This window comes from Klebsiella sp. A52 (assembly GCF_018388785.1).
GTDB lineage: Bacteria > Pseudomonadota > Gammaproteobacteria > Enterobacterales > Enterobacteriaceae > Klebsiella > Klebsiella aerogenes.
In genome coordinates, this window is the sequence record NZ_CP074437.1 from 1,048,042 (window position 1) to 1,075,008 (window position 26,967).

Here is a 26,967-nt window from a genome sequence, read left to right on the forward strand (position 1 = left end):
TGCGGATGACCACATAAACCATGCTGCTACGCTAATCCAGACAACGTCATCGGTCACCCACTCAGCAAATATTCTGCGAGGCATTTTCCGGATTAGTTCTATTTTGCGCCGATTGCCGTACACTGGACTCTCTGGTCTGATTGAGGGCACCACCATGGCACTCCCCCGCATTACACAAAACGAGATGACCGAGCGCGAACAGCGCGAATTGAAGACGCTGCTGGACCGCGCGCGTATCGCGCACGGCCGCCCGCTGAGCAATGCGGAAACGAACAGCGTGAAAAAGGAATATATCGATAAGCTGATGGCGCTGCGCGAAGCGGAAGCGAAGAAAGCCCGCCAGGTGAAAAAGCAGCAGGCTTACAAAGTAGACAAAGAAGCGACATTTTCGTGGTCGGCGAATACGCCGACCCGCGGCAGGCGTTAGCGGCCTTTCTTTTTACGTCCCGGCTGAGCGAAACGTTTACCGTTCGAGGCCGGGCGGCCTTTCTCGTTGGTTTTTTCCATCTTCACCACCGGGCGCTTGATGCCGGCGGTCGCCGCTTTGGCCTTCGGTTTAGCTTTTGGCTTCGCTTCGGAAGAGGAGTTTTCAATCAGCTTGAAAAGATCGATCAGCTCATCATCGGTTAAATCGCGCCACTCGCCCAGCGGAATGCCCGTCAGGCTAACGTTCATAATGCGCGTCCGCTCCAGCTTCATGACTTCATAGCCGAAATGCTCGCACATGCGACGGATCTGGCGGTTTAACCCCTGAACCAGCGTGATGCGGAACACGAAAGGCGCTTCTTTCTTGACCTTACATTTTTTGGTCACGGTACCGAGAATCGGCACTCCCGCGCCCATTCCACGAATAAACTCATCGGTAACCGGCTTATCGACGGTGACCAGATACTCTTTTTCATGATCGTTGCCGGCGCGCAGGATTTTGTTCACCAGATCGCCATGGTTGGTCAGGAAAATTAACCCCTGAGAGTCTTTATCGAGACGGCCAATCGGGAACACGCGTTTACTGTGGTTCACGAAGTCGACGATATTATCGCGCTCGCCATCTTCGGTAGTGCTGACGATACCCACCGGCTTATTCAGCGCAATCAACACCAAATCATCGGCTTCTCGCGGCTCAATCAGCTGACCGTTGACTTTCACCACATCGCCCGGCTTCACCTGATCGCCAATGGCGGCGCGCTTACCGTTGATAAAGACGTTGCCTTGTTCAATAAAGCGGTCCGCTTCGCGACGCGAGCAAATCCCGCTTTCGCTGATGTATTTATTTAATCGAGTAGATGAGTCGGTCAGCATAGTTTCTCCTTTGACAGCGAAATATACCTCACCTTACTGGCGATAAAAAACAGGGATGACGTTATTCATTACCCCATTGATTGAGGAAATTGGCGATATCGTCGATACGCTGTTCGGCAATGCCTGCTTCACGGGCCATCTCCTGCTGCGCTTCCTCGCTGATCTCCTCATTATTCATTAAGCGCGTAATCAGCAGTTGGAAGTAATGCGCCAGACAATCGCGCTCGGACTCTTTTACCGCTTCCGCGCACTCCGTCGAGTACTCATCCACGATGTCATAATATTTCAGCGGTATTTCATTGTTCATAGGTCGTCTCCGGGGTGGTTAGCATCTGCGCTTTCGGCCCCGATAATAACATTCAGCTTGCCTGCACCGTGAGCCATATCAGCGCCTCAAGGCCGGGCCAATGATAGAATCTGCGTCAAATGACATGCTTACACAGGATGAAAAGATGGAACTGCTGTTACTGAGTAACTCAACGCTACCGGGCAAAGCCTGGATGGAACATGCGCTGCCGCTGATTGCCGGCCAGGTCAAAGGCCGCCGCTCGGCGGTATTTATTCCCTTCGCCGGGGTGACGCAAAGCTGGGATGATTACACCGCCAAAGCCGCCGCAGTCATGGCGCCCATGGGCGTCAGCGTGACCGGTATTCACAGCGTCGCCGACCCTATCGCCGCCATTGAAAGTACCGAGATGGTCATCGTCGGCGGCGGGAACACCTTCCAGCTTCTGAAAGAGTGTCGCAGCCGCGGGCTGCTGGCGCCGATTGTCGATGTCGTCAAACGCGGGGCGTTGTATATCGGCTGGAGCGCGGGTTCTAACCTCGCCTGCCCGACCATTCGTACCACCAACGATATGCCGATTGTCGATCCTCAGGGGTTTGACGCGTTAGGGCTGTTCCCGCTGCAGATTAACCCGCACTTCACTAACGCGCTGCCGACCGGGCATCAGGGTGAGACCCGTGAGCAACGTATTCGCGAATTGCTGGTCGTGGCGCCGGAATTAACGGTGATTGGCCTGCCGGAGGGGAACTGGATTCAGGTCAGCGACGGACACGCCACGCTCGGCGGCCCGAACCCGACGCTGTTGTTCAAAGCGGGAGAAGAAGCGGTAACCCTGGCCGCGGGCCACCGTTTCTAGACTAGTTTGACGAACATTACCCGGATAGCGGCGCGTTGCGCCTTATCCGGGCTACCCAGCGTAAATCCTGCTAATAATCATCCCGCTCGTCGTCTTCATCCGGCTGCTCCATCACGCTATAGGCAACAGCGCAGAACAACGAGTTCAGACGCTTCATATCGCCCAACAGCGCCAGATGCAACGTACTGGTTTCGATACTCTGCACGTTTTGCTGATGCAGGCGGTCAACATGCGCATGCGAGTAACGGCGGTTAAGAATACGAAAACGGTGCTTACTGCGGCGCAACCGACGGGCGCTCGGCACGTCGCCGGAAAAGAAGACCGACATTGCCAGCTGCAGGTTACTGAGCAGCAGCTCGTATAACGCATCCAGCTCTTTTAGCCCCTCGACGGAAAATGCGCGCCGCGCCGCCAGTGATTTATCGGCGATCTCGCTGCCCATTCGCTCGACGATGTCAGACGCCTGCTCCAGGTTGAGCGACATCTCGATAATTTCCGCCCAGCGGCGAGACTCCTCTTCCGCCAGCTCGTCCTTCGGCATCCGCGCCAGGTAGAGCTTGATAGCCGTATACAGCACGTTGATATCGTCCGCCATCCGCCGCAGCTCTTTCTCTTCGCGCGGCTCGCCGTGCATCACCTTGCGCAGGCTTTCCAGCATCTGCTCCATGGCGTCGCCGATACGCAAGGTCTCACGGGCGGCATTGGCCAACGCCAGCGCCGGCGTATCCAGCGCCGAGGGATCCAGATGCTTCGGCTTGAGATGGTTATCCAGCTCCGGCTCATCGCGGATCAGGCGCTTACACAGGTTCGCCATCGGCCCGGCGAACGGCACCATCGCCACGCAGCGGATCAGGTTGTAGAAGACGTGGAAGTAGATAACCAGCTCCGACTCTTCCAGCGGCAATTTGTGCATGACATCAGCCAGTACGTGCACAAATGGCAAAATTATCAAGCTCCCCACCAGCTTGAACAGCAGGCTGCCGAGCGCCACGCGCCGCGCCGCCGCATTGGCGCCGCTGTTGTTGAGCATCGCCAGCAGGCCTGAGCCGAGGTTAGCGCCGATGACCAGGCATAGCGCCACCGGGAAAGAGATCACCCCGGTGCCGGTTAACGTTGCGGTCAGCAGCACGGCCGCCAGGCTGGAGTAACTGATAATGGCGAACACGGCGCCAATCAGCGCATCCAGCATGATATCGCCGGTCAGCGAGGCGAAAATCACCTGTACACCGTTGGCCTGGGTAATCGGATGCACCGCCTGGACGATGAGCTCCAGCGCCAGCAGGATAAGTCCAAGGCCGATACCGACCCGCCCAAGCTGACCCGCGCGGGTCTGTTTACGGCCGAGGAAGAAAATAACGCCGATAAATATCAGCAGCGGCGATAGCCAGGAGAGGTCGAAGGTCAGTACCCTCGCCATCAGCGCCGTCCCCACATCCGCACCCAGCACCATAACCAGCGCTGGCGCCAGCGCGACCAGATCCTGAGCAACAAACGACGTCACCAGCATGGTGGTGGCATTGCTGCTCTGCACCAGCGCGGTGACGCCAATCCCCGCGCAGAAGGCGAGCGGTTTTTTCTCCACGCTGCTGCTGAGCACGGTACGCAGGCGCGCGCCAAAGACGCGCATCACGCCGGTGCGCACAATATGGGTACCCCACACCAGTAGGGCTACGGCGGAAAGTAGGTGTAACAGCGTTAACACAGAATCAGCTTCTCCTTATCGTTATAAGTGTTCCTGAGGTTTAAACCTCCCTTCAGTATAAGGGGTTAACTTCAATAAAGAGACAAGGCGCTCAAAGAGCGCCCTGTTTGTTGTAACGAAACATATTTCGTTAGTCAGCATCATAGCCGAGGTTAGGTGCAAGCCAACGCTCAACTTCCGCCGCCGTCATCCCTTTACGCAGGGCGTAATCTTCCACCTGGTCGCGCTGGATCTGCGCTACGGCGAAGTACTTACTATCAGGATGGCTGAAGTACCAGCCGGAAACCGATGCGCCAGGCCACATGGCGAAGGACTCGGTGAGCTTCATGCCGGTATGCGCTTCCACATCCAACAGTTCCCAGATGGTCGCTTTCTCGGTGTGTTCCGGGCAGGCCGGATAACCGGGCGCCGGGCGGATCCCCTGGTAATTTTCGCGGATCAGCTCTTCATTGCTGAGGTTCTCATTGGCCGCATAGCCCCAGTAAACCTTACGCACTTTCTCATGCAGATACTCGGCGAAGGCTTCCGCCAGACGGTCGGCGATGGCCTTAACCATGATCTTGTTATAGTCGTCGTGCTGCGCTTCATAGGCTTCCGCCAGCGCGTCTTCTTCCAGCCCGCCGGTTACCGCGAAAGCCCCGATGTAGTCCGCTTTACCGCTCTGCTTCGGCGCGACAAAATCGGCGAGGCAGTAGTTCGCGAAGCCGACCTTCTCGGTTTGCTGGCGCAGGTGATGGCTGACCGTTAGCACGTGGGTACGGGTTTCATCACGATAGATTTCCACATCGTCGCCAACGCGGTTAGCCGGGAACAGCCCGACCACGCCGCGCGGGTTTAGCGTTTTTTCGGCGCTGAGTTTATCCAACAAATCGTTGGCGTCTTTAAACAGGCGCTGCGCCTCTTCACCCACCACTTCATCTTCCAGGATACGCGGATATTTGCCCGCCAGCGACCAGGTCATAAAGAACGGCGTCCAGTCGATGTAGTTACGCAGCGTTTCGATGCTGGCTTCCACCTCCTGCACGCCCAGACGATGGGCCACCGGCGGAGTGTAGCTCTCCCAGTCAAACGCCAGATCGTTTTCCCGCGCCGCCTGCAGAGTCACCGGCGGCGTGCGCGGTTTTTTACGCCCGTGCTGGATTCGCACGGTTTCATACTCTTTACGGGTACGGGCGACAAAATCATCGCGCTGGGTTGCCGACAGCAGGGCTGAAACCACTCCTACGGTACGCGAGGCGTTCTGCACGTAAACCGTCGGGCCACTGTAGTTCTGCTCGATTTTCACCGCGGTATGGGCTTTCGAGGTCGTCGCTCCGCCAATCAGCAGCGGGATAGTGAAGCCCTGACGCTCCATCTCTTTAGCCACGTTGACCATTTCGTCCAGCGACGGCGTGATAAGCCCGGAGAGGCCAATCAGATCGGCGTTTTCTTCGCGCGCGGTACGCAGGATTTTCTCTGCCGGCACCATCACGCCGAGATCGATAATTTCGTAGTTGTTGCACTGCAGCACTACGCCGACGATGTTTTTACCAATATCGTGCACATCGCCTTTCACGGTGGCGATCACCATCTTACCGTTGCTGGAGCCCTGTTCTTTGCTAGCTTCGATGTAAGGTTCGAGGTAGGCCACCGCCTGTTTCATCACCCGCGCGGATTTTACTACCTGCGGCAGGAACATTTTGCCTTCACCGAACAGGTCGCCGACGACGTTCATGCCATCCATCAGCGGCCCTTCAATCACCTCGATTGGGCGTTCGGCCTGCTGGCGCGCCTCTTCAGTATCCTGCTCGATAAATTCGGTAATGCCTTTGACCAGCGAGTATTCAAGACGCTTTTTCACGTCCCAGCTGCGCCATTCCGCCTGCTGAGCGTTCGTGCTATCGTCCGCTTTGCTGCCGCGATATTTTTCCGCCAGCTCAAGTAATCTTTCGGTACTGTCTTCGCGGCGGTTAAGAATTACATCTTCGACCGCATCGCGCAGCTCGCCAGGCAGATCGTCGTATATTGCCAGCTGGCCGGCATTGACGATGCCCATATCCATACCGTTGCGGATAGCGTAGTAGAGGAAGACGGCGTGGATCGCTTCACGTACCGGATCGTTACCGCGGAACGAGAACGACACGTTGGAGACGCCGCCGGAAATCAGCGCATGCGGCAGCTCGCGTTTGATGTCTTCACAGGCGCCGATAAAGTCCTGAGCGTAGTTGTTGTGCTCTTCAATACCGGTAGCGACGGCAAAAATGTTAGGGTCGAAGATGATATCTTCCGGCGGGAAGCCGACCTCTTCGGTGAGGATTTTGTAGGCGCGGCGGCAAATTTCGATTTTGCGCTCGCGGGTATCGGCCTGGCCTACTTCATCAAAGGCCATGACCACCATTGCCGCGCCGTAGCGGCGAACCAGCTTAGCGTGATGAATAAAGGGTTCGACGCCCTCTTTCATCGAGATCGAGTTAACGATGCCCTTGCCCTGAATGCACTTGAGCCCTTTTTCGATGACTTCCCACTTGGAGGAGTCGATCATAATCGGCACGCGGGCAATATCCGGTTCACCCGCTATCAGGTTGAGGAAACGCACCATCGCCGCTTCGGCATCGAGCATCCCCTCATCCATGTTGATATCGATAATCTGCGCGCCGCTTTCCACCTGCTGACGCGCCACGTCCAGCGCTTCGCTGTATTTCTCTTCTTTGATTAAGCGCTTAAATTTAGCGGAGCCGGTGACGTTGGTCCGCTCACCCACGTTGACGAACAAACTATCATCGCCGATGTTCAGCGGCTCCAGGCCAGACAGACGGCAGGCGACCGGCAGTTCCGGCAGCTGGCGCGGCGGTAAGCCTTCTACCGCCCGGCTCATGGCGGCGATATGTTCCGGGGTGGTGCCGCAGCAGCCGCCGACGATATTAAGGAAACCAGCCTGCGCCCATTCGCGAATCTGCGCCGCCATGGTATCGGCATCCAAATCATATTCACCGAAGGCGTTCGGCAGGCCGGCGTTCGGGTGCGCGGTAACGTAACACTCGGCGATCCGCGAAAGCTCCTGCACGTACTGGCGCAGCTCATCCGGCCCCAGCGCGCAGTTTAAGCCGAAGGTCAGGGCATCGGCGTGGCGCAGCGAATTATAGAACGCTTCGGTCGTCTGCCCGGACAGTGTACGTCCGGAGGCATCGGTGATAGTGCCGGAAATCATAATCGGCAGCTCGACGCCGAGCGCCTCAAATTCTTCTTTTACCGCGAAAATCGCCGCTTTGGCGTTCAGGGTGTCAAAGACCGTTTCAATCAGAATCAGGTCCGAGCCGCCTTCCACCAGCGCTTTGGTGGATTCACGATAGGCGGCCACCAGCTGATCGAACGTGATATTCCGAAAGGCCGGATCGTTGACGTCCGGAGAAATAGAAGCGGTGCGGTTGGTCGGCCCAAGCACCCCCGCCACATAGCGCGGTTTTTCCGGCGTACGCGCGGTCCACGCGTCGGCGCTGGCGCGGGCCAGTTTTGCGGCGGCAAAGTTGATTTCCGCCGACAGGGATTCCATCTGGTAATCCGCCATCGCGATGGTTGTCGAGTTGAAGGTGTTGGTCTCGATAATGTCCGCGCCGGCGGCGAAATAAGCGTCGTGGATCTCGCGAATAACCTCAGGCTTGCTGAGGACCAGCAGGTCGTTATTGCCTTTCAGGTCGCACGGCCAATCGGCAAAGCGCTCGCCGCGGAAATCCTGCTCACTCAGACGATAGCCCTGGATCATGGTGCCCATGCCCCCGTCCAGAACCAGAATGCGTTCTTTTAACTGCTGATGTAATTGTTCTACTTTGTTACTCACACAGACTCCCGACAGCGCTCAACTCAGACCAAAAAGCCAACAAACCATACTGGCATAAACCACCCTGCTGGAAAAGGAAACCTGCAGCAACATGAGACAAGTTCAACTTCACTCCTCCGATCAGTCTGGTTGTGATTGCATTATCGCCAAATAAAACGAAAATCATTTCCACGATACAGAAAAAAGGAGTTCATCATGGCTACCCCGGTTCCCGCCAAACGCGGCAGAAAACCCGCTGCTGCCGCCCCTGCCGCACAGGCTGGCGGGCAAGTTCAGTCGCTTACCCGCGGTCTGAAACTGCTTGAATGGATTTCTGAATCGCATAGCAGCGTCGCGCTCACCGAACTGGCGCAGCAGGCGGGGCTACCTAACTCCACGACCCATCGTCTGCTCACCACCATGCAGCAGCTAGGTTTTGTGCGCCAGGTCGGCGAGCTGGGGCACTGGGCGATCGGCGCGCATGCGTTTGTCGTCGGCAGCAGCTTCCTGCAAAGCCGCAATCTGCTGGCCATTGTCCATCCTATCCTGCGCCAGCTGATGGAAGATTCCGGCGAAACGGTCAACCTGGCGGTGCTGGATAAAAGCGATCATCAGGCGATTATCATCGACCAGGTGCAATGTACACAGCTGATGCGCATGTCGGCGCCGATTGGCGGTAAACTGCCGATGCACGCGTCAGGCGCCGGAAAAGCGTTTCTGGCGCAGTTGAGTGAAGAAGAAGTCACCACGCTGCTACATCGGAAAGGGCTGCATGCTTACACTCACGCCACCCTGGTTTCTCCGGTACATTTGAAAGAGGATTTGGCCCAGACGCGTAAACGCGGCTATTCATTTGATGATGAAGAACATGCGCTGGGGCTGCGCTGTATCGCCTCCTGTATTTACGACGAACACCGCGAGCCGTTCGCCGCTATCTCCATCTCCGGGCCAATTTCACGCATGACCGACGATCGGGTGACCGAGCTTGGCGCATTGGTTATTAAGGCTGCAAAAGAAGTCACGCTGGCGTACGGCGGGGTTAAATAATAAAAATGCCCCAAAGGGGCATTTTGAGTAGGCCTGATAAGCGTAGCGCCATCAGGCAGATCGGCGCACCTTGCCGGATGGCGGCGTAAACGCCTTATCCGGCCTACTGTCGGCGCCATAGCGCACGCTAAAACGCTGCTTACGCCGGTAAGCGAACACATCTTCCACATGCCCGTTTTTAATGCGCGTCTGCAGTTCACGCCAGTAATCGGCACGCAGTAAATCGGCGTGCATCTCCTCCAGTAGCGGTCCGATCCGCGGATCGGCGCACAGCCAGTGGCGGAACTCTTCCGGGAAGACATCGCCCGGGGACACGCTATACCAGGGTTCACTGGCCAGCTCATCTTCCGGATAGCGCGGCGGCGGAATATCGCGGAAATTCACCTCGGTCATGTAGCAAATTTCATCATAATCGTAGAATACCACCCGCCCATGGCGCGTGACGCCGAAGTTTTTAAACAGCATGTCGCCGGGGAAGATATTGGCGGCCGCCAGTTGGCGAATAGCATTCCCGTACTCTTCTACCGCGTCGCGTAGCGCCTGGCCTTCCACCTGCTCCAGCCAGATATTAAGCGGCACCATCCTTCGTTCAATATAAAGATGGCTGATGGCAATGCGATCGCCGAGGTCGGTCAACTTATTCCCCGCTTCCGCCTGCAACAGCGCCATCAGCTCGGGCGCGATTTGCCGCTTATCGAGCACGAAGTTTTCAAACTCCTGGGTATCCGCCATCCGCCCGACGCGGTCGTGTTCTTTGACCAGCTGATAGCAGGCGCGGACGTGGGCGGCGGTCATCTCTTTTTGCGGCGCAAAGCGGTCTTTAATCACCTTAAATACCCGGTCGAATCCCGGCAGGGTAAATACCAACATCACCATCCCACGGATGCCCGGCGCTTCGATAAACTGCTCATCGCTGCGGGTAACATAGTGCAGATACTCGCGATAACTTTCTGTTTTAGCATGCTTCTGACAGCCAATCGCCATATACAGCTCGGCGGTAGTTTTTCCCGGCAGAATCTCGCGCAGCCATTCAACCAGCGCCGCGGGCAGCGGCGCGTAGACCATGAAATAGGAGCGGGCGAAACCAAAGACGATACTCGCCTCGGCGTGGGTCGTCAGGCAGGTATCAACAAATAGCTCTCCGTCATCGCTACGATGTATCGGCAGCAGGAACGGCAGCGTCGCCATCGGCGTAACCAGTTTACCCACCAGCCAGGCGGCTTTATTACGATAAAACAGCTCATTCGCCACCTGCAGATACGACTGCGATAACAGTTCTCCACCGAGAGCTTCACGTAAATGACTGACGATATAACCGATATCACGCCCTTTGTTTTGCCACGGCAGGCGCAGCGGCAAATCGGCAAGCAGGTTATGCATCAGGTATTCCCAGCCGCGTTCGGGATAAAAATCCTTCGCCAGCGGTCGCGAAATCGTGCGAAAACGACGTTCCGGCTGGGAGCTAAAAATAAAGAGCCGCTCGGGGGTCAGCGAGCGGTGGTCAAACAGTCTGCAGTAGACCGAGTTGAAAAAGCTCTCCGCAATTTCAAAGCGAGGGTAATCCGGCAAAAGTTGGGTGTACTGCTGTTTCACCCGCAGAAGAAAATCGACGTCGGTACTTTTCCCTTCGGTAATACAGCGCAGCTGTTCTACCACCAGACCCACGTGGTGATCGTAGAGGTGGATACGCTGCTTCATCGCCTGCTGCACGGCGTGCCAGTCCGCTTGTTCGAAGCGCTGCTGTGCGCCGGAAGTGACTTCCAGAAAACGCCCGTACTGGGCGTCGAATCCCTGTAAAATGGTTTGGGCAATCAGTAGTTCCAGGCCACGCGTCATCGCTTTCCCCCATCCGGCACAACATCATGCCGGATGGCGCGTTAGCTTATCCGGCCTACACCTTTGTAGGCCCGGTAAGCGCAGCGCCACCGGGCATTGCTTAAAACTGCGATTCTTCGGTCGAGCCGGTCAGCGCCGTTACCGACGAGGTCCCCCCCTGGATAATGGTGGTCACTTTGTCGAAGTACCCGGTGCCCACCTCCTGCTGATGCGAGACGAAGGTGTAGCCTTCCGGCCCGGCGGCAAACTCCGGCTGCTGAACCTTTTCGACGTAGTGACGCATGCCTTCGCCCTGCGCGTAGGCGTGAGCCAGGTCGAACATGTTGAACCACATGCTGTGGATACCCGCCAGGGTAATGAACTGGAATTTATAGCCCATATCCGACAGCTGCTGCTGGAAGCTGGCGATGGTTTTATCGTCGAGATTTTTCTTCCAGTTAAAGGATGGCGAGCAGTTATAGGCCAGCAGCTTGCCCGGGAAGCGGGCGTGGATCGCCTCGGCGAAACGGCGTGCCTGTTCAATGTCCGGTTTAGAGGTTTCACACCATACCAGATCGGCATAAGGCGCGTAGGCCAGGCCGCGGCTGATTGCCTGTTCGATTCCGGCATGGGTGCGATAGAAACCTTCGCTGGTGCGATCGCCGGAGATAAACTCGCGATCGTATGGATCGCAATCCGAGGTAATCAGGTCAGCAGCATCGGCGTCGGTACGAGCGATAAGCAGCGTCGGTACCCCCATCACATCCGCCGCCAGACGCGCGGCGACCAGCTTCTGAATCGCCTCTTGCGTCGGCACCAGCACCTTGCCGCCCATATGTCCGCACTTCTTCACCGACGCCAGCTGGTCTTCGAAATGCACGGCCGCTGCACCGGTCGCAATCATCGATTTCATCAGCTCAAAGGCGTTCAGCACGCCGCCAAAACCGGCTTCCGCATCGGCGACGATCGGCAGGAAATAGTCGATAAAACGCGGATCGTTCGGCTCAATCCCCGCCGCCCACTGGATCTGATCGGCGCGACGGAAGGTATTGTTGATCCGATCAACTACCGACGGCACCGAGTTAGCCGGGTATAACGATTGATCCGGGTACATACTGGAGGCCAGGTTGGCGTCGGCGGCGACCTGCCAGCCAGACAAGTAGATGGCTTCAATGCCCGCCTTCGCCTGCTGCAGCGCCTGGCCGCCGGTTAACGCGCCAAGGCTGTTGATATAACCCTTTTTCGCTTCACCATGCAGCAGACGCCACATTTTCGCCGCGCCAAGCTGCGCCAGCGTGCATTCCGGGTTCACCGAGCCGCGTAACTTCACCACCTCTTCCGCGCTATATGGGCGGGTAATGCCTTCCCAGCGCGGGTTCGTCCACTCTTTGTTTAATTCTTCGATTTGTTGGGTACGGGTTTTCATGTGCAGATGCTCCATATTGTGATGGGGTGAATTACGCCAGCAGGCGGTAACCTGGCAACGTCAAGAAGTCGATCAGTTCGTCGGAAGTGGTGATTTGCTCCATCAGTCGCGCCGCATCGTCAAAGCGACCGTGGCTGAAGCGGTGTTCCCCCAACTCTTCCTGAATCACCATCAGCTCTTCAGCCAGCCACTGGCGGAACAGCGCCTTGGTAACCGGTGTGCCGTCGTTCAGGGTTTTCTGGTGATGGATCCACTGCCAGATAGAGGTACGCGAAATCTCAGCCGTCGCCGCATCTTCCATCAGGCCGTAAATCGGTACGCAGCCGTTGCCGGAGATCCAGGCCTCGATGTACTGCACCGCCACGCGGATATTAGCGCGCATGCCGGCTTCGGTGCGCTCGCCCTCGCAGGGAGCCAGCAGCTGCTCGGCGGTAATCGGCGCGTCGTCATTGCGGGTAACAAACAGCTGGTTAGGATGTTCGCCCAGTACGCGGTTAAAGACGCCCATCGCCGTATCCGCCAGTCCCGGATGCGCAATCCAGGTGCCATCGTGGCCATTGTTGGCCTCCAGCTCTTTATCGGCGGTGACTTTATTCAGCACCTGACGATTGCGCTCGGCGTCTTTGCTCGGGATAAAGGCCGCCATACCGCCCATCGCGAAGGCGCCGCGTTTATGGCAGGTCTTAATCAGCAGGCGTGAATAGGCGCTGAGGAAGGGCTTATCCATCGTCACCACCTGGCGATCCGGCAGGACGCGGTCTGGGTGGTTTTTCAGCGTCTTGATATAGCTGAAGATATAGTCCCAGCGCCCGCAGTTCAGGCCAACAATGTGGTCGCGCAGCGCATGCAGGATTTCATCCATCTGGAACACCGCCGGCAGCGTTTCAATCAGCAGCGTGGCCTTAATGGTGCCGCGCGGCAGTTCAAAGCGATCCTCGGTAAAGCTGAAGACTTTGCTCCACCATGCCGCTTCCTGCCAGGCCTGGGTCTTCGGCAGATAGAAATAGGGGCCGCTCCCTTTCGCTAGCAGCGCCTGGTAGTTGTGGAAGAAATAGAGCGCAAAATCGAACAGACTGCCGGGTATCGCCTCACCCTGCCAGGTGACGTGCTTTTCCGGCAGATGCAGGCCGCGAACGCGGCAGACCAGTACCGCCGGGTCGGGCTGTAGCTGATAAATTTTCCCTGCTTCGTTGGTGTAGCTGATGGTGCCGTTGACCGCATCGCGCAGGTTGATTTGGCCATCAATCACTTTGTGCCAATCCGGCGCCAGCGAGTCTTCGAAATCGGCCATAAAGACTTTGACGTTAGCATTCAGGGCATTAATCACCATCTTGCGTTCAACAGGACCGGTGATTTCAACGCGGCGATCCTGTAAATCGGCCGGAATACCGCGTATTTTCCAGTCGTCATTACGAATGGAAGCTGTTTCCGAAATAAAATCAGGAAGCTTGCCGCCATCAATGGCCTGCTGTTGCTGGACGCGCGCTGCCAACAGTTGATTACGCTCAGGCGTAAAACGGCTCACCAGTTCCGTCAGGAACTCCACCGCTTCCGCAGTCAGAATTTGCTTCTCCTGCTCGCCATAAGGCTGGCTGAATGCCAGTTCATCGGTCATTGTCGCCTGTTGCGTCATTGTGCAGCTCCTCTTGGTTGATCCTGGTAGCGCGAGCGAAAGATCGTTGTTTGCTTTTCGCTCAGCACAATTAAGACTACTCAAGAATTTTTCAAAATCAAAAACAATTTCCATTTTTAATTTAATATTGCATCAACATACTGATAACAAAAGAATTAAAGTTAAAATAGAAGGGGAAGTTATTTTCGGAAATAAAAAAGGCACCCGAAGGTGCCTGAGGCGAGATGCTGAAACGCTTTAGGATCGTACGCGCTGGTAGATTAATCCAGCGTTGGATTCATATGACGCAGATCGTATGGTGTGATTTGGTAGACGTAATAGTTAAGCCAGTTGGCAAACAGGAGATTGCCATGGCTGCGCCAGGTCGCCCGCGGTTTATTATTTGGATCATTATTCGGGAAGTAGTTGTCCGGAAGCTGTGGCGCTAAACCTGCCTCCAGATCGCGGAAGTATTCACTTGCCAGGGTATGCGGATCGTATTCAGGATGACCCGTCACAAAAGCGATGCGCTTATCTTTGCTGGCGAACAGATAGGCATCGCCATCTTCGGTTTCGGCGAGAATGTCGAGGTCGGTGTAGTCCCGAATCAGCCCGGCCGGGAAGTCGGCATAGCGCGAATGAGGCGCAAGGAAGGTGTCATCAAACCCGCGAGTCAGCAGCGCATGCGGGTGCAAAATATGGTGTTCATAAACGCCAGAGATCTTTTCGGTACGAGTTTGCTTGGGGATGCCATACAGAATATTTAACGCGGCCTGTACCGCCCAACAGACAAATAACGTTGACGTGACGTGATCCTTTGCCCACTCCAGTACCTGTTTAATCTGCGGCCAGTAGGCAACATCGTTAAACTCGACCAGCCCTAACGGCGCGCCGGTAACAATCAAACCATCGAAATTCTGTTCGCGAATATCGTCGAAGTTGCAGTAAAAGTTGTTCAGGTGCTCCGTCGGCGTATTACGTGATTCACGCGCATCGATGCGTAGCAGCTGGATATCAACCTGCAGCGGCGAGTTCGACAGCAGCCGCAGAAACTGATTCTCCGTCTCGATCTTCTTTGGCATCAGATTGAGAATTAACACCTTCAGCGGGCGGATTTCCTGAGTTGTAGCACGCGATGTGGTCATCACGAAGACGTTTTCATCGCGCAAGAAATTGACGGCCGGTAGCTCGTCCTGCACCCGAATTGGCATAGCTGTATCACCTCATTACATACGTATAAACGTTTAGACATCCAGATAGCTGACAATAACCAGGAATAAGCAAAATGTCGAGTCTGCAAGCGTAAGGTGAGAAAGTTTCAATATCGACAACAGCCGTCAGGACGTGGAATTAGCCAGCAACGCACGAACTTCAACATCGTTGCGTACATGGCTGCTGCAGCGAACTTCAAGCTGGCGGTAACGCATTGATACGGCGCTGGCAACCATTTCCATTATTGCGCGCTCTTCGACTTGTGATAACCCTCCTTCATTTAACTCCATGGCATCGACCAGAATGCGAAAGCGCTTTCTTTTCAGCAAACGCGCCAGCCAGTTTTCGCCTTTTTGTTGTTGGATCAGGGGATATAAGACGTCATGCGCGGCAAAAAACTGTGCCACGAGGAGACGTTGATTGCTAAATGCCCCGCTGCCACTGTATTCGCGGCTATCATCGAGGTTGCGTACGGTCATTCGATTTTTATACAACGAGATATATAAGATGGTCACGCGTCCTTTCCTGTTTCAGCAAGATCCTGAGAGGATAATAACAGCTGACAGGAGACTTTAGACGCTCCGTATCAAGTTTCGGAATAGGGCGTGGGATTTCCCCGGAGGCGGCGCTGCGCACCTTTTCCGGGCTACGGGCCTGTAGCCCCGGTAAGCGCAGCGCCACCGGGGGTGATGGCGGCGCGTCTGGCCGCAAAACACAAAAACAAAAGGCCCAGTCTTTCGACCGAGCCTTTCGTTCTATTTGATGCCTGGCAGTTCCCTACTCTCACATGGGGAGACCCCACACTACCATCGGCGCTACGGCGTTTCACTTCTGAGTTCGGCATGGGGTCAGGTGGGACCACCGCGCTATCGCCGCCAGGCAAATTCTGTTTTACCAGCCCGTCATATGACGCACTGATTAATCTGTATCACGCTGAAAATCATCTCAAATCCGCCAAAACAGCTTCGGCGTTGTAAGGTTAAGCCTCACGGTTCATTAGTATCGGTTAGCTCAACGTATCGCTACGCTTACACACCCGACCTATCAACGTCATCGTCTTTAACGTTCCTTCAGGAGACTTAAAGTCTCAGGGAGAACTCATCTCGGGGCAAGTTTCGTGCTTAGATGCTTTCAGCACTTATCTCTTCCGCATTTAGCTACCGGGCAATGCCATTGGCATGACAACCCGAACACCAGTGATGCGTCCACTCCGGTCCTCTCGTACTAGGAGCAGCCCCCCTCAATTCTCCAGCGCCCACGGCAGATAGGGACCGAACTGTCTCACGACGTTCTAAACCCAGCTCGCGTACCACTTTAAATGGCGAACAGCCATACCCTTGGGACCTACTTCAGCCCCAGGATGTGATGAGCCGACATCGAGGTGCCAAACACCGCCGTCGATATGAACTCTTGGGCGGTATCAGCCTGTTATCCCCGGAGTACCTTTTATCCGTTGAGCGATGGCCCTTCCATTCAGAACCACCGGATCACTATGACCTGCTTTCGCACCTGCTCGCGCCGTCACGCTCGCAGTCAAGCTAGCTTATGCCATTGCACTAACCTCCTGATGTCCGACCAGGATTAGCTAACCTTCGTGCTCCTCCGTTACTCTTTGGGAGGAGACCGCCCCAGTCAAACTACCCACCAGACACTGTCCGCAACCCCGATAAGGGGCCAACGTTAGAACATCAAACATTAAAGGGTGGTATTTCAAGGTTGGCTCCACGCAGACTGGCGTCCACGCTTCAAAGCCTCCCACCTATCCTACACATCAAGGCTCAATGTTCAGTGTCAAGCTATAGTAAAGGTTCACGGGGTCTTTCCGTCTTGCCGCGGGTACACTGCATCTTCACAGCGAGTTCAATTTCACTGAGTCTCGGGTGGAGACAGCCTGGCCATCATTACGCCATTCGTGCAGGTCGGAACTTACCCGACAAGGAATTTCGCTACCTTAGGACCGTTATAGTTACGGCCGCCGTTTACCGGGGCTTCGATCAAGAGCTTCTCCTTACGGATAACCCCATCAATTAACCTTCCGGCACCGGGCAGGCGTCACACCGTATACGTCCACTTTCGTGTTTGCACAGTGCTGTGTTTTTAATAAACAGTTGCAGCCAGCTGGTATCTTCGACTGATTTCAGCTCCACCCGCAGGGGCTTCACCTACATATCAGCGTGCCTTCTCCCGAAGTTACGGCACCATTTTGCCTAGTTCCTTCACCCGAGTTCTCTCAAGCGCCTTGGTATTCTCTACCTGACCACCTGTGTCGGTTTGGGGTACGATTTGATGTTACCTGATGCTTAGAGGCTTTTCCTGGAAGCAGGGCATTTGTTACTTCAGCACCGTAGTGCCTCGTCATCACACCTCAGCGTTAAAAAGGTACCGGATTTACCTGGAACCTCCGCCTACATGCTTAAACCGGGACAACCGTCGCCCGGCTAACATAGCCTTCTCCGTCCCCCCTTCGCAGTAACACCAAGTACAGGAATATTAACCTGTTTCCCATCGACTACGCCTTTCGGCCTCGCCTTAGGGGTCGACTCACCCTGCCCCGATTAACGTTGGACAGGAACCCTTGGTCTTCCGGCGTGCGGGCTTTTCACCCGCATTATCGTTACTTATGTCAGCATTCGCACTTCTGATACCTCCAGCAACCCTCACAGGCCACCTTCGCAGGCTTACAGAACGCTCCCCTACCCAACAACACATAGTGTCGCTGCCGCAGCTTCGGTGCACAGTTTAGCCCCGTTACATCTTCCGCGCAGGCCGACTCGACCAGTGAGCTATTACGCTTTCTTTAAATGATGGCTGCTTCTAAGCCAACATCCTGGCTGTCTGTGCCTTCCCACATCGTTTCCCACTTAACTGTGACTTTGGGACCTTAGCTGGCGGTCTGGGTTGTTTCCCTCTTCACGACGGACGTTAGCACCCGCCGTGTGTCTCCCGTGATAACATTCTTCGGTATTCGTAGTTTGCATCGGGTTGGTAAGTCGGGATGACCCCCTAGCCGAAACAGTGCTCTACCCCCGAAGATGAGTTCACGAGGCGCTACCTAAATAGCTTTCGGGGAGAACCAGCTATCTCCCGGTTTGATTGGCCTTTCACCCCCAGCCACAAGTCATCCGCTAATTTTTCAACATTAGTCGGTTCGGTCCTCCAGTTAGTGTTACCCAACCTTCAACCTGCCCATGGCTAGATCACCGGGTTTCGGGTCTATACCCTGCAACTTAACGCCCAGTTAAGACTCGGTTTCCCTGCGGCTCCCCTATACGGTTAACCTTGCTACAGAATATAAGTCGCTGACCCATTATACAAAAGGTACGCAGTCACACCATAAAGGTGCTCCCACTGCTTGTACGTACACGGTTTCAGGTTCTTTTTCACTCCCCTCGCCGGGGTTCTTTTCGCCTTTCCCTCACGGTACTGGTTCACTATCGGTCAGTCAGGAGTATTTAGCCTTGGAGGATGGTCCCCCCATATTCAGACAGGATACCACGTGTCCCGCCCTACTCTTCGAGTTCACAGCCTGTGCATTTTGGTGTACGGGACTATCACCCTGTACCGTCGGACTTTCCAGACCGTTCCACTAACACACAAGCTGATTCAGACTCTGGGCTGCTCCCCGTTCGCTCGCCGCTACTGGGGGAATCTCGGTTGATTTCTTTTCCTCGGGGTACTTAGATGTTTCAGTTCCCCCGGTTCGCCTCGTTAACCTATGTATTCAGTTAACGATAGTGCAACGAATTGCACTGGGTTTCCCCATTCGGACATCGCCGGCTATAACGGTTCATATCACCTTACCGACGCTTTTCGCAGATTAGCACGTCCTTCATCGCCTCTGACTGCCAGGGCATCCACCGTGTACGCTTAGTCGCTTAACCTCACAACCCGAAGATGTTTCACTTCTGATTGCGAAAATTTGAGAGACTCGAACACACATTAACTGTGTGTCGTTTCAATTTTCAGCTTGATCCAGATTTTTAAAGAGCAAAATTTCACAATGCACTTAACAGTACATTTTGAAATTTATCATTTATCAAACAATCTGTGTGGACACTACAAAGGCAGGTTCTTTAAGGTAAGGAGGTGATCCAACCGCAGGTTCCCCTACGGTTACCTTGTTACGACTTCACCCCAGTCATGAATCACAAAGTGGTAAGCGCCCTCCCGAAGGTTAAGCTACCTACTTCTTTTGCAACCCACTCCCATGGTGTGACGGGCGGTGTGTACAAGGCCCGGGAACGTATTCACCGTAGCATTCTGATCTACGATTACTAGCGATTCCGACTTCATGGAGTCGAGTTGCAGACTCCAATCCGGACTACGACATACTTTATGAGGTCCGCTTGCTCTCGCGAGGTCGCTTCTCTTTGTATATGCCATTGTAGCACGTGTGTAGCCCTACTCGTAAGGGCCATGATGACTTGACGTCATCCCCACCTTCCTCCAGTTTATCACTGGCAGTCTCCTTTGAGTTCCCGGCCGGACCGCTGGCAACAAAGGATAAGGGTTGCGCTCGTTGCGGGACTTAACCCAACATTTCACAACACGAGCTGACGACAGCCATGCAGCACCTGTCTCAGAGTTCCCGAAGGCACCAAAGCATCTCTGCTAAGTTCTCTGGATGTCAAGAGTAGGTAAGGTTCTTCGCGTTGCATCGAATTAAACCACATGCTCCACCGCTTGTGCGGGCCCCCGTCAATTCATTTGAGTTTTAACCTTGCGGCCGTACTCCCCAGGCGGTCGACTTAACGCGTTAGCTCCGGAAGCCACGCCTCAAGGGCACAACCTCCAAGTCGACATCGTTTACGGCGTGGACTACCAGGGTATCTAATCCTGTTTGCTCCCCACGCTTTCGCACCTGAGCGTCAGTCTTTGTCCAGGGGGCCGCCTTCGCCACCGGTATTCCTCCAGATCTCTACGCATTTCACCGCTACACCTGGAATTCTACCCCCCTCTACAAGACTCTAGCCTGCCAGTTTCGAATGCAGTTCCCAGGTTGAGCCCGGGGATTTCACATCCGACTTGACAGACCGCCTGCGTGCGCTTTACGCCCAGTAATTCCGATTAACGCTTGCACCCTCCGTATTACCGCGGCTGCTGGCACGGAGTTAGCCGGTGCTTCTTCTGCGAGTAACGTCAATCGCTAAGGTTATTAACCTTAACGCCTTCCTCCTCGCTGAAAGTACTTTACAACCCGAAGGCCTTCTTCATACACGCGGCATGGCTGCATCAGGCTTGCGCCCATTGTGCAATATTCCCCACTGCTGCCTCCCGTAGGAGTCTGGACCGTGTCTCAGTTCCAGTGTGGCTGGTCATCCTCTCAGACCAGCTAGGGATCGTCGCCTAGGTGAGCCATTACCCCACCTACTAGCTAATCCCATCTGGGCACATCTGATGGCATGAGGCCCGAAGGTCCCCCACTTTGGTCTTGCGACGTTATGCGGTATTAGCTACCGTTTCCAGTAGTTATCCCCCTCCATCAGGCAGTTTCCCAGACATTACTCACCCGTCCGCCGCTCGTCACCCGAGAGCAAGCTCTCTGTGCTACCGCTCGACTTGCATGTGTTAGGCCTGCCGCCAGCGTTCAATCTGAGCCATGATCAAACTCTTCAATTTAAGTTTGATGCTCGTGAATTAAACTTCGTAATGAATTACGCATGTTCACTCAGAGACTTGGTATTCATTTTTCGTCCGAGGACGTTAAGAATCCATGTCACTTTGAGTGCCCACACAGATTGTCTGATAAATTGTTAAAGAGCAGTTGCGACGCGCTTTAGCGCTCTGTCGCGAGGTGGCGTATATTACGCTTTCCTCTTTCAGAGTCAACCCTGAATTTCAGAATTTTTCTCTTCAACCGAACCGGCTGTTTGTGTGAAGTGATTCACATCCGCCGTGTCGATGGAGGCGCATTATAGGGAGTTCTCGAGCACCTGCAATAGAAAAATTGCAGAAAAATGACTGACTGCTGCATTCCCCAGCAAAACCCCGCTTTATACCCTTTTACACACAGAATTATCCACAGGCACACGGCAAAACACGGCTTAAACCCCGGTACATCCATTGCCATATAAGGAGAGAACCATCGGCTTAAAGAGAAAGATAAAAATTCGCGAGCGTTGCGCAAACGTTTTCGTTACAATGCCGCGCTATGACACGGATGCCCGGTTGGGTGCGTTAGGTGAGTTTTTAGGCAAAAACTCACCTAACGCTCTCTGTAATGTTCAAATCCTGGGGATTTAATACCATGCAACAACGTCGTCCAGTCCGCCGCGCCCTGCTCAGTGTTTCTGACAAGGCAGGTATCGTCGAATTCGCGCAGGCGCTTTCCGCTCGTGGTGTCGAGCTGCTGTCCACCGGCGGCACCGCTCGCCTGCTGGCAGATAAAGGCCTGCCGGTTACCGAAGTCTCTGACTACACCGGTTTCCCGGAAATGATGGATGGACGCGTGAAGACCCTGCATCCGAAAGTACACGGCGGCATCCTCGGTCGTCGCGGTCAGGATGACGGTATCATGCAGCAACACGGTATCGCGCCTATCGATATGGTTGTCGTTAACCTCTACCCGTTCGCCCAGACCGTCGCTCGTGAAGGATGCTCGCTGGAAGACGCGGTGGAAAACATCGATATCGGCGGCCCGACTATGGTGCGCTCCGCGGCGAAGAACCATAAAGATGTCGCCATCGTGGTTAAGAGCAGCGACTACGACGCCATCATTAATGAGATGGACGCCAACGAAGGTTCTCTCACGCTGGACACCCGTTTCGACCTCGCGATTAAAGCCTTCGAACACACCGCCGCTTACGACAGCATGATCGCTAACTACTTCGGCAGTATGGTTCCGGCCTATCACGGCGAAAGTAAAGAAGCCGCTGGCCGCTTCCCGCGTACCCTGAATCTAAACTTCATTAAGAAGCAGGATATGCGCTACGGCGAAAACAGCCACCAGCAGGCTGCCTTCTATATAGAAGAGAATGTAAAAGAAGCCTCCGTGGCGACCGCCACCCAGCTGCAGGGCAAAGCGCTCTCGTATAACAACATTGCCGATACCGATGCGGCGCTGGAGTGTGTGAAAGAGTTCAACGAGCCGGCCTGCGTTATCGTTAAGCATGCCAACCCGTGCGGCGTTGCCGTCAGCGACTCGATCCTCGACGCCTACGATCGCGCTTACAAAACCGATCCAACCTCCGCCTTCGGTGGCATCATAGCCTTTAACCGCGAGCTGGATGCTGAAACCGCGCAGGCGATCATCTCTCGCCAGTTCGTCGAAGTGATCATCGCGCCATCCGCCAGCGAAGAAGCGCTGAAAATCACCGCCGCTAAGCAGAACGTTCGCGTGCTGGTCTGCGGCCAGTGGGATGCTCGCGTCGCGGGTCTCGATTTCAAACGTGTCAATGGCGGCCTGCTGGTTCAGGACCGCGATCTCGGTATGGTCACCGCGGGCGAACTGCGCGTGGTCAGCAAACGTCAGCCGAGCGAGCAAGAGCTACGCGATGCGCTGTTCTGCTGGAAAGTGGCGAAATTCGTCAAATCCAACGCCATCGTTTATGCCAAAAATAATATGACCATCGGTATCGGCGCCGGTCAGATGAGCCGCGTCTACTCGGCGAAAATTGCCGGGATTAAAGCCGGTGACGAAGGTCTGGAAGTGAAAGGCTCCGCCATGGCTTCTGACGCCTTCTTCCCGTTCCGCGATGGTATTGATGCCGCCGCGGCCGTCGGCATCACCTGCGTTATCCAGCCGGGCGGCTCTATCCGCGATGAAGAAGTAATTGCCGCCGCGGACGAACATGGTATCGCCATGATCTTCACCGACATGCGCCACTTCCGCCATTAATTCACGGAGCAGCAGATGAAAGTATTAGTAATCGGCAACGGCGGGCGCGAACACGCGCTGGCCTGGAAAGCGGCCCAGTCGCCGCTGGTTGATACCGTCTACGTCGCGCCGGGCAACGCGGGCACCGCTCTGGAGCCGGCGCTGCAAAACGTCGCTATCGGCGTTACCGATATTCCGGCGCTGCTACGTTTCGCGCAGGATGAAAAAATCGACCTGACGATCGTTGGCCCGGAAGCGCCGCTGGTCATTGGCGTAGTGGACGCGTTTCGTGCCGCAGGGCTCGCCATCTTCGGGCCAACCGAAGGCGCCGCGCAGCTGGAAGGTTCAAAAGCCTTCACCAAAGATTTCCTCGCTCGTCATCATATCCCGACGGCGGAATACCAGAATTTCACCGAAGTTGAGCCTGCGCTGGCTTACCTGCGCGAGAAAGGCGCGCCGATCGTCATCAAAGCCGACGGTCTGGCGGCGGGTAAAGGCGTTATCGTGGCGATGACCCTTGAGGAAGCCGAAGCGGCGGTGAAAGATATGCTGGCCGGTAACGCCTTTGGCGATGCAGGCCACCGCATCGTGATTGAAGAATTCCTCGATGGCGAAGAAGCCAGCTTTATTGTCATGGTCGACGGCGAGCACGTCCTGCCGATGGCCACCAGCCAGGATCACAAGCGCGTCGGCAACGGCGATACCGGCCCGAACACCGGCGGTATGGGCGCTTACTCCCCGGCGCCGGTAGTGACCGATGAAGTCCATCAGCGCACCATGGAGCGGATTATCTGGCCAACAGTTAAAGGTATGGCCGCTGAAGGCAACACCTATACCGGTTTCCTGTATGCCGGTTTGATGATCGATAAGCAGGGCAACCCGAAGGTTATTGAGTTCAACTGCCGCTTTGGCGATCCGGAAACTCAGCCGATCATGCTGCGCATGAAATCCGATCTGGTAGAGCTGTGCCTCGCCGCCTGCGCGGGCAAGCTGGACGAGAAAACTTCCGAGTGGGATGACCGCGCCTCGCTGGGCGTTGTGGTGGCCGCCGGCGGCTATCCGGGCAACTACAACACGGGCGATGAGATCCACGGTCTGCCGCAGCAGGAAGCGGCAGACGGTAAAGTCTTCCACGCCGGCACCAGGCTGTCTGACGACCAGCGCGTAGTCACCAACGGCGGACGCGTGCTGTGCGTAACCGCGCTGGGTGACACCGTGGCGCAGGCGCAGCAGCGCGCCTATGAACTACTGACCGATATTCGCTGGAACGGCAGCTTCAGCCGTAACGATATCGGCTGGCGCGCCATCGCGCGTGAAAAAACTAACGGCTGAGTTTTGCCAGCAGCGTTTTACGCGTAATGCCTAACTGACGGGCGGCTTCAGTTTTGTTGCCGCCCGTTTTTTCCAGCGCCGACAGTATGACCTCTTTTTCGACTTCCACTAACGGCTGAATCAACGCCTCATCGTTGCCAGTAACCGGCTGCGTCGTACCTGCTATCGCCAACGGCAGTTCACGCTCGGAAATGTATTCTCCGGTCAGTAGCACCACCGCCCGCTCCACCGCATTTTCCAGTTCGCGGATATTCCCCGGCCAGCCGTAGTGAATCAACAGGTCCATCGCCTGCGGCGTAAATCCCTGCACCGTTTTACGATTGCGTTCGGCATAGCGCTTAAGAAAGTGCTGCGCCAGCGGTGGAATATCTTCACGCCGCTGACGCAGTGGCGGCATATCAATGGTTACGACGTTCAGGCGATAATAGAGATCCTGGCGAAAGCGCCCGGCGCTTACCTCCTCCGCCAGATTACGATGGGTGGCGGCAATTAGCCGCACATCGACAGAAAGCGTCTGATTACTGCCAACGCGCTGCACTTCGCGTTCCTGAATCGCCCGCAGCAGACGCACCTGCATCAGCGGCGAGATATCGCCAATTTCATCAAGAAACAGCGTGCCGCCATCCGCCTCGACAAAACGCCCTTCCCGCCGCCGCTCCGCGCCGGTAAAAGCCCCTTTTTCATGACCGAACAGCTCGGACTCCAGCAGCGACTCATTGAGCGCCGCGCAGTTTAGCGTCACCAGCGGCTTCTCGCGGCGCTCGCTGCAAGCGTGGATGGCGCGCGCCACCAGTTCTTTACCGGTTCCCGATTCGCCGCAGATCAGCACCGTCGCATCCGAGGGCGCCACCAGCGTAATATTGTTGATAAGCGCCTGCATTGCCGGGCTATCGCCAATCATGCCCCATTGCGAATCCGTCGCGGCGCTGGAATCGCCTTCACTCTGCCGGGTATGCGCCAGCGCCTGAACCAGCGTCTGCTGTAGAGTGTCAAAATCCAGCGGCTTGACCAGATAATCCAGCGCGCCGGACTTAATAGCCTCAACCGCCGTGCCGACGCTGGAGAACGCCGTCATGATTAATACCGGAATCGCCGGGTTATAGGCTTTGATCTCTTTTAATGTCGCGATACCGTCCATCTCCGCCATGCGGATATCGCATAGCACCAGGTCGAACACCTGCCGATGGATCTGTTCCAGCGCCTGCAGGCCGTTGTGGGCTAACGCCACTTGATAGCCCCAGCCACGCAGCAGCGCCTGCAAAATCGTGCAGTGGCTAACGTCATCATCGACGACCAGAATCTGTATTTTATCGCTGCTCATCTTCCCTCCGTTGAGCATCCACCGGTAACCAAAGCGTAAATATCGCTCCGGCCCCCGGCTGACTTTCGGCGCGGATTGTCCCGCCATGTTGTTCGATAATATTCTGTACTACCGCCAGCCCCAGCCCCGTGCCGTCCGCCTTGGTGGTGAAATAAGGGGTAAAGATGGCCTGCAGTTCTTCATCGCTCATCCCCTTACCGCTATCCTTGACGACAATTTTCACACGTTGCCGATCGGCTTCGCTTGCCGATACGTGAATGACGCCGCCGCGGCCAATAGCCTGCATCGCGTTCAGATACAGATTCAACAGCACCTGGTTCAGACGGTCGGGGTCGGCTTTAATAGAGGTTAATTCAGGGCGTGGAGTAAATTGCAGCGCGATCCCGCGACTCTGCGCATCCTGGCTTACCAGCTGCAATGAGTGGTGGATAAGCGCGTTGATATCGACGGGCTGGTAGTTTAAATGGGCTGGACGAACCAGCTCCAGCAGCTCGCTGACGACCCGGTTCAGGCGATCGGCCTCTTTGGCCATCACCAGCGCTAACTCCTGCGCCTCGCCGCCCGGCGGCGTACGCTCGGCAAAATACTTCGCCAGTCCTTTAATCGAAGAAAGCGGATTGCGGATCTCATGCGCGACTCCCGCCGCCAGATGCCCAAGAGCCAGCAGTTTTTCTTTGCGGGCCATCGCCTCCTGAAGCTGCTGGCGTGAGAGACGGTAGCGGCGGAACCAGAACTGAGCGAGGATCGTCGCGACGATGACCAGCGCCGCGGCCGCCAGCATGATCATCATATTACGCAAGCCGCGAGCCTGCGCCGCATCCAGCTCGCGGCTATCAAAGGCGATAAAAATCACCTGTGGAACATTGGGCTGAGCCAGCGCGCTGTTGCAGCGCTTCATCATCCCCATATGGTGACCACGAGCAGGGTTAAGCGGGCGAAACTGGCGATAAATCTCCAGTGCCGGTTGCGGCTCGGCAAGCCGGCGCCAGCGCTCCTGTTCCCCCACCTTGAGTTCACGCATTTGCGCGGGACTGTACAGCGCCTTATCCACCTGCTGCGGATCGCTATGGGCGATAATTTTACCGTTTTCATCGGTCACCGCGAACCACAGCACACCGGGCTGCCAGGCCATCTCCTCCAGCAGCGCCTGCAGCTGCGCGTGATGCATTCGCATCCCCATGCCGACACGCGTGCCGGACTCCAGCGCGCGGATCAGCACCTCCCCTTTTTCTTCGATAGTTTGCCGGGCGGCGGCGGTTTCCCGGCCATAATCGCGGACAATCATCGCGGAAAACAGAATAACCAACAGGATAACCGTGCCGGTCAGCAACCAGCTCAGGGTGTCCCGGGAAAATGAGGTAATGCGCGGCATGGGCGGGTCCTTATCGTGTCCTTATTCGCTATCACCAGGATCCATCAGCAGGAATCATGCCATTTTTCCACACCGTGA

The 26,967-nt window shown here is 55.7% G+C and carries 16 protein-coding genes and 3 rRNA genes; 5 read left to right on the forward strand and 14 right to left on the reverse strand.

The features are described from left to right. Positions 1 to 154: 154 nt before the first annotated feature. Positions 155 to 427, forward strand: a complete 273-nt coding sequence (locus tag KGA69_RS04885; protein WP_213292881.1) for a YjbD family protein — start codon at positions 155 to 157, stop codon at positions 425 to 427. Here KGA69_RS04885 and rluF read toward each other — a convergent pair. Further along, positions 424 to 1,299, reverse strand: a complete 876-nt coding sequence (gene rluF / locus KGA69_RS04890; RefSeq protein WP_045396831.1) for a 23S rRNA pseudouridine(2604) synthase RluF — start codon at positions 1,297 to 1,299, stop codon at positions 424 to 426. The two genes, KGA69_RS04885 and rluF, sit on opposite strands and share 4 nt — an antisense overlap. Before the next feature lie 61 nt (positions 1,300 to 1,360). Then, on the reverse strand, positions 1,361 to 1,606 hold the full coding sequence (locus KGA69_RS04895) for a YmjA family protein (protein ID WP_020079884.1): 246 nt from the start codon (positions 1,604 to 1,606) through the stop codon (positions 1,361 to 1,363). A gap of 145 nt (positions 1,607 to 1,751) precedes the next feature. Between KGA69_RS04895 and pepE the strand changes: the two genes are divergently transcribed. Beyond that, positions 1,752 to 2,441 (forward strand): dipeptidase PepE, encoded by a 690-nt coding sequence (gene pepE / locus KGA69_RS04900; protein ID WP_047046472.1) that lies wholly within the window; start codon positions 1,752 to 1,754, stop codon positions 2,439 to 2,441. 70 nt (positions 2,442 to 2,511) lie between these two features. On the opposite strand, the gene KGA69_RS04905 is transcribed toward pepE, so the two are convergent. Beyond that, positions 2,512 to 4,143, reverse strand: a complete 1,632-nt coding sequence (locus KGA69_RS04905) for a Na/Pi cotransporter family protein (protein ID WP_015368796.1) — start codon at positions 4,141 to 4,143, stop codon at positions 2,512 to 2,514. A 130-nt stretch (positions 4,144 to 4,273) separates the two neighbouring features. Further along, the gene (gene metH, locus KGA69_RS04910) at positions 4,274 to 7,957 is read right to left on the reverse strand and encodes a methionine synthase (RefSeq protein ID WP_213292882.1); all 3,684 of its coding nucleotides are present in this window, start codon (positions 7,955 to 7,957) and stop codon (positions 4,274 to 4,276) included. Between the two features lie 195 nt (positions 7,958 to 8,152). Between metH and iclR the strand changes: the two genes are divergently transcribed. Next, positions 8,153 to 8,983, forward strand: a complete 831-nt coding sequence (gene iclR / locus KGA69_RS04915; RefSeq protein WP_045396840.1) for a glyoxylate bypass operon transcriptional repressor IclR — start codon at positions 8,153 to 8,155, stop codon at positions 8,981 to 8,983. A gap of 51 nt (positions 8,984 to 9,034) precedes the next feature. On the opposite strand, the gene aceK is transcribed toward iclR, so the two are convergent. The 8 genes from aceK to KGA69_RS04955 all read right to left on the reverse strand — a co-directional run bounded on the left by aceK (position 9,035) and on the right by KGA69_RS04955 (position 20,667). After that, a complete protein-coding gene (gene aceK, locus KGA69_RS04920; protein WP_213292883.1) occupies positions 9,035 to 10,819 on the reverse strand; it encodes a bifunctional isocitrate dehydrogenase kinase/phosphatase in 1,785 nt (594 codons plus the stop codon). 100 nt (positions 10,820 to 10,919) lie between these two features. Continuing rightward, positions 10,920 to 12,224, reverse strand: a complete 1,305-nt coding sequence (gene aceA, locus KGA69_RS04925) for an isocitrate lyase (protein ID WP_213292884.1) — start codon at positions 12,222 to 12,224, stop codon at positions 10,920 to 10,922. Positions 12,225 to 12,255: 31 nt separating this feature from the next. Beyond that, positions 12,256 to 13,857 (reverse strand): malate synthase A, encoded by a 1,602-nt coding sequence (gene aceB / locus KGA69_RS04930; RefSeq protein ID WP_063447951.1) that lies wholly within the window; start codon positions 13,855 to 13,857, stop codon positions 12,256 to 12,258. A 260-nt stretch (positions 13,858 to 14,117) separates the two neighbouring features. Further along, a complete protein-coding gene (metA, locus tag KGA69_RS04935; RefSeq protein ID WP_045396850.1) occupies positions 14,118 to 15,047 on the reverse strand; it encodes a homoserine O-acetyltransferase MetA in 930 nt (309 codons plus the stop codon). Positions 15,048 to 15,173: 126 nt separating this feature from the next. Continuing rightward, on the reverse strand, positions 15,174 to 15,563 hold the full coding sequence (locus tag KGA69_RS04940) for a YjaA family stress response protein (protein WP_015368803.1): 390 nt from the start codon (positions 15,561 to 15,563) through the stop codon (positions 15,174 to 15,176). 249 nt (positions 15,564 to 15,812) lie between these two features. Next, a 5S ribosomal RNA gene (rrf, locus tag KGA69_RS04945) occupies positions 15,813 to 15,928 on the reverse strand. A gap of 95 nt (positions 15,929 to 16,023) precedes the next feature. Next, positions 16,024 to 18,929 (reverse strand): 23S ribosomal RNA (locus KGA69_RS04950). A gap of 198 nt (positions 18,930 to 19,127) precedes the next feature. Then, positions 19,128 to 20,667: ribosomal RNA gene (locus KGA69_RS04955) — 16S ribosomal RNA — on the reverse strand. The 16S, 23S and 5S rRNA genes sit together here, the layout of an rRNA operon. A 628-nt stretch (positions 20,668 to 21,295) precedes the next feature. Between KGA69_RS04955 and purH the strand changes: the two genes are divergently transcribed. Then, the gene (purH, locus tag KGA69_RS04960) at positions 21,296 to 22,885 is read left to right on the forward strand and encodes a bifunctional phosphoribosylaminoimidazolecarboxamide formyltransferase/IMP cyclohydrolase (protein WP_045397317.1); all 1,590 of its coding nucleotides are present in this window, start codon (positions 21,296 to 21,298) and stop codon (positions 22,883 to 22,885) included. Between the two features lie 15 nt (positions 22,886 to 22,900). Then, positions 22,901 to 24,196, forward strand: coding sequence for a phosphoribosylamine--glycine ligase (gene purD, locus KGA69_RS04965; protein ID WP_045397319.1), 1,296 nt, complete (start codon positions 22,901 to 22,903; stop codon positions 24,194 to 24,196). On the opposite strand, the gene zraR is transcribed toward purD, so the two are convergent. Together zraR and zraS are read right to left on the reverse strand one after the other, a co-directional pair. Continuing rightward, complete coding sequence (zraR, locus tag KGA69_RS04970; protein WP_045397321.1) at positions 24,186 to 25,517, reverse strand: sigma-54-dependent response regulator transcription factor ZraR; 1,332 nt, start codon at positions 25,515 to 25,517, stop codon at positions 24,186 to 24,188. The genes purD and zraR overlap by 11 nt on opposite strands. Next, complete coding sequence (gene zraS, locus KGA69_RS04975) at positions 25,504 to 26,889, reverse strand: two-component system sensor histidine kinase ZraS (RefSeq protein WP_045397324.1); 1,386 nt, start codon at positions 26,887 to 26,889, stop codon at positions 25,504 to 25,506. The genes zraR and zraS overlap by 14 nt, the downstream gene beginning before the upstream one ends. Positions 26,890 to 26,967 lie beyond the last annotated feature (78 nt).

Bases quoted from the DNA above. Each gene is read 5' to 3' on its own strand.
- rluF (WP_045396831.1), bottom strand. From the start codon at position 1,299: ATGCTGACCGACTCATCTACTCGATTAAATAAATACATCAGCGAAAGC.
- aceK (WP_213292883.1), bottom strand. From the start codon at position 10,819: ATGACGCGTGGCCTGGAACTACTGATTGCCCAAACCATTTTACAGGGA.
- aceA (WP_213292884.1), bottom strand. From the start codon at position 12,224: ATGAAAACCCGTACCCAACAAATCGAAGAATTAAACAAAGAGTGGACG.
- metA (WP_045396850.1), bottom strand. From the start codon at position 15,047: ATGCCAATTCGGGTGCAGGACGAGCTACCGGCCGTCAATTTCTTGCGC.
- zraS (WP_045397324.1), bottom strand. From the start codon at position 26,889: ATGCCGCGCATTACCTCATTTTCCCGGGACACCCTGAGCTGGTTGCTG.
- purH (WP_045397317.1), top strand. From the start codon at position 21,296: ATGCAACAACGTCGTCCAGTCCGCCGCGCCCTGCTCAGTGTTTCTGAC.
- zraR (WP_045397321.1), bottom strand. From the start codon at position 25,517: ATGAGCAGCGATAAAATACAGATTCTGGTCGTCGATGATGACGTTAGC.
- purD (WP_045397319.1), top strand. From the start codon at position 22,901: ATGAAAGTATTAGTAATCGGCAACGGCGGGCGCGAACACGCGCTGGCC.
- aceB (WP_063447951.1), bottom strand. From the start codon at position 13,857: ATGACGCAACAGGCGACAATGACCGATGAACTGGCATTCAGCCAGCCT.
- KGA69_RS04885 (WP_213292881.1), top strand. From the start codon at position 155: ATGGCACTCCCCCGCATTACACAAAACGAGATGACCGAGCGCGAACAG.
- KGA69_RS04895 (WP_020079884.1), bottom strand. From the start codon at position 1,606: ATGAACAATGAAATACCGCTGAAATATTATGACATCGTGGATGAGTAC.
- iclR (WP_045396840.1), top strand. From the start codon at position 8,153: ATGGCTACCCCGGTTCCCGCCAAACGCGGCAGAAAACCCGCTGCTGCC.
- pepE (WP_047046472.1), top strand. From the start codon at position 1,752: ATGGAACTGCTGTTACTGAGTAACTCAACGCTACCGGGCAAAGCCTGG.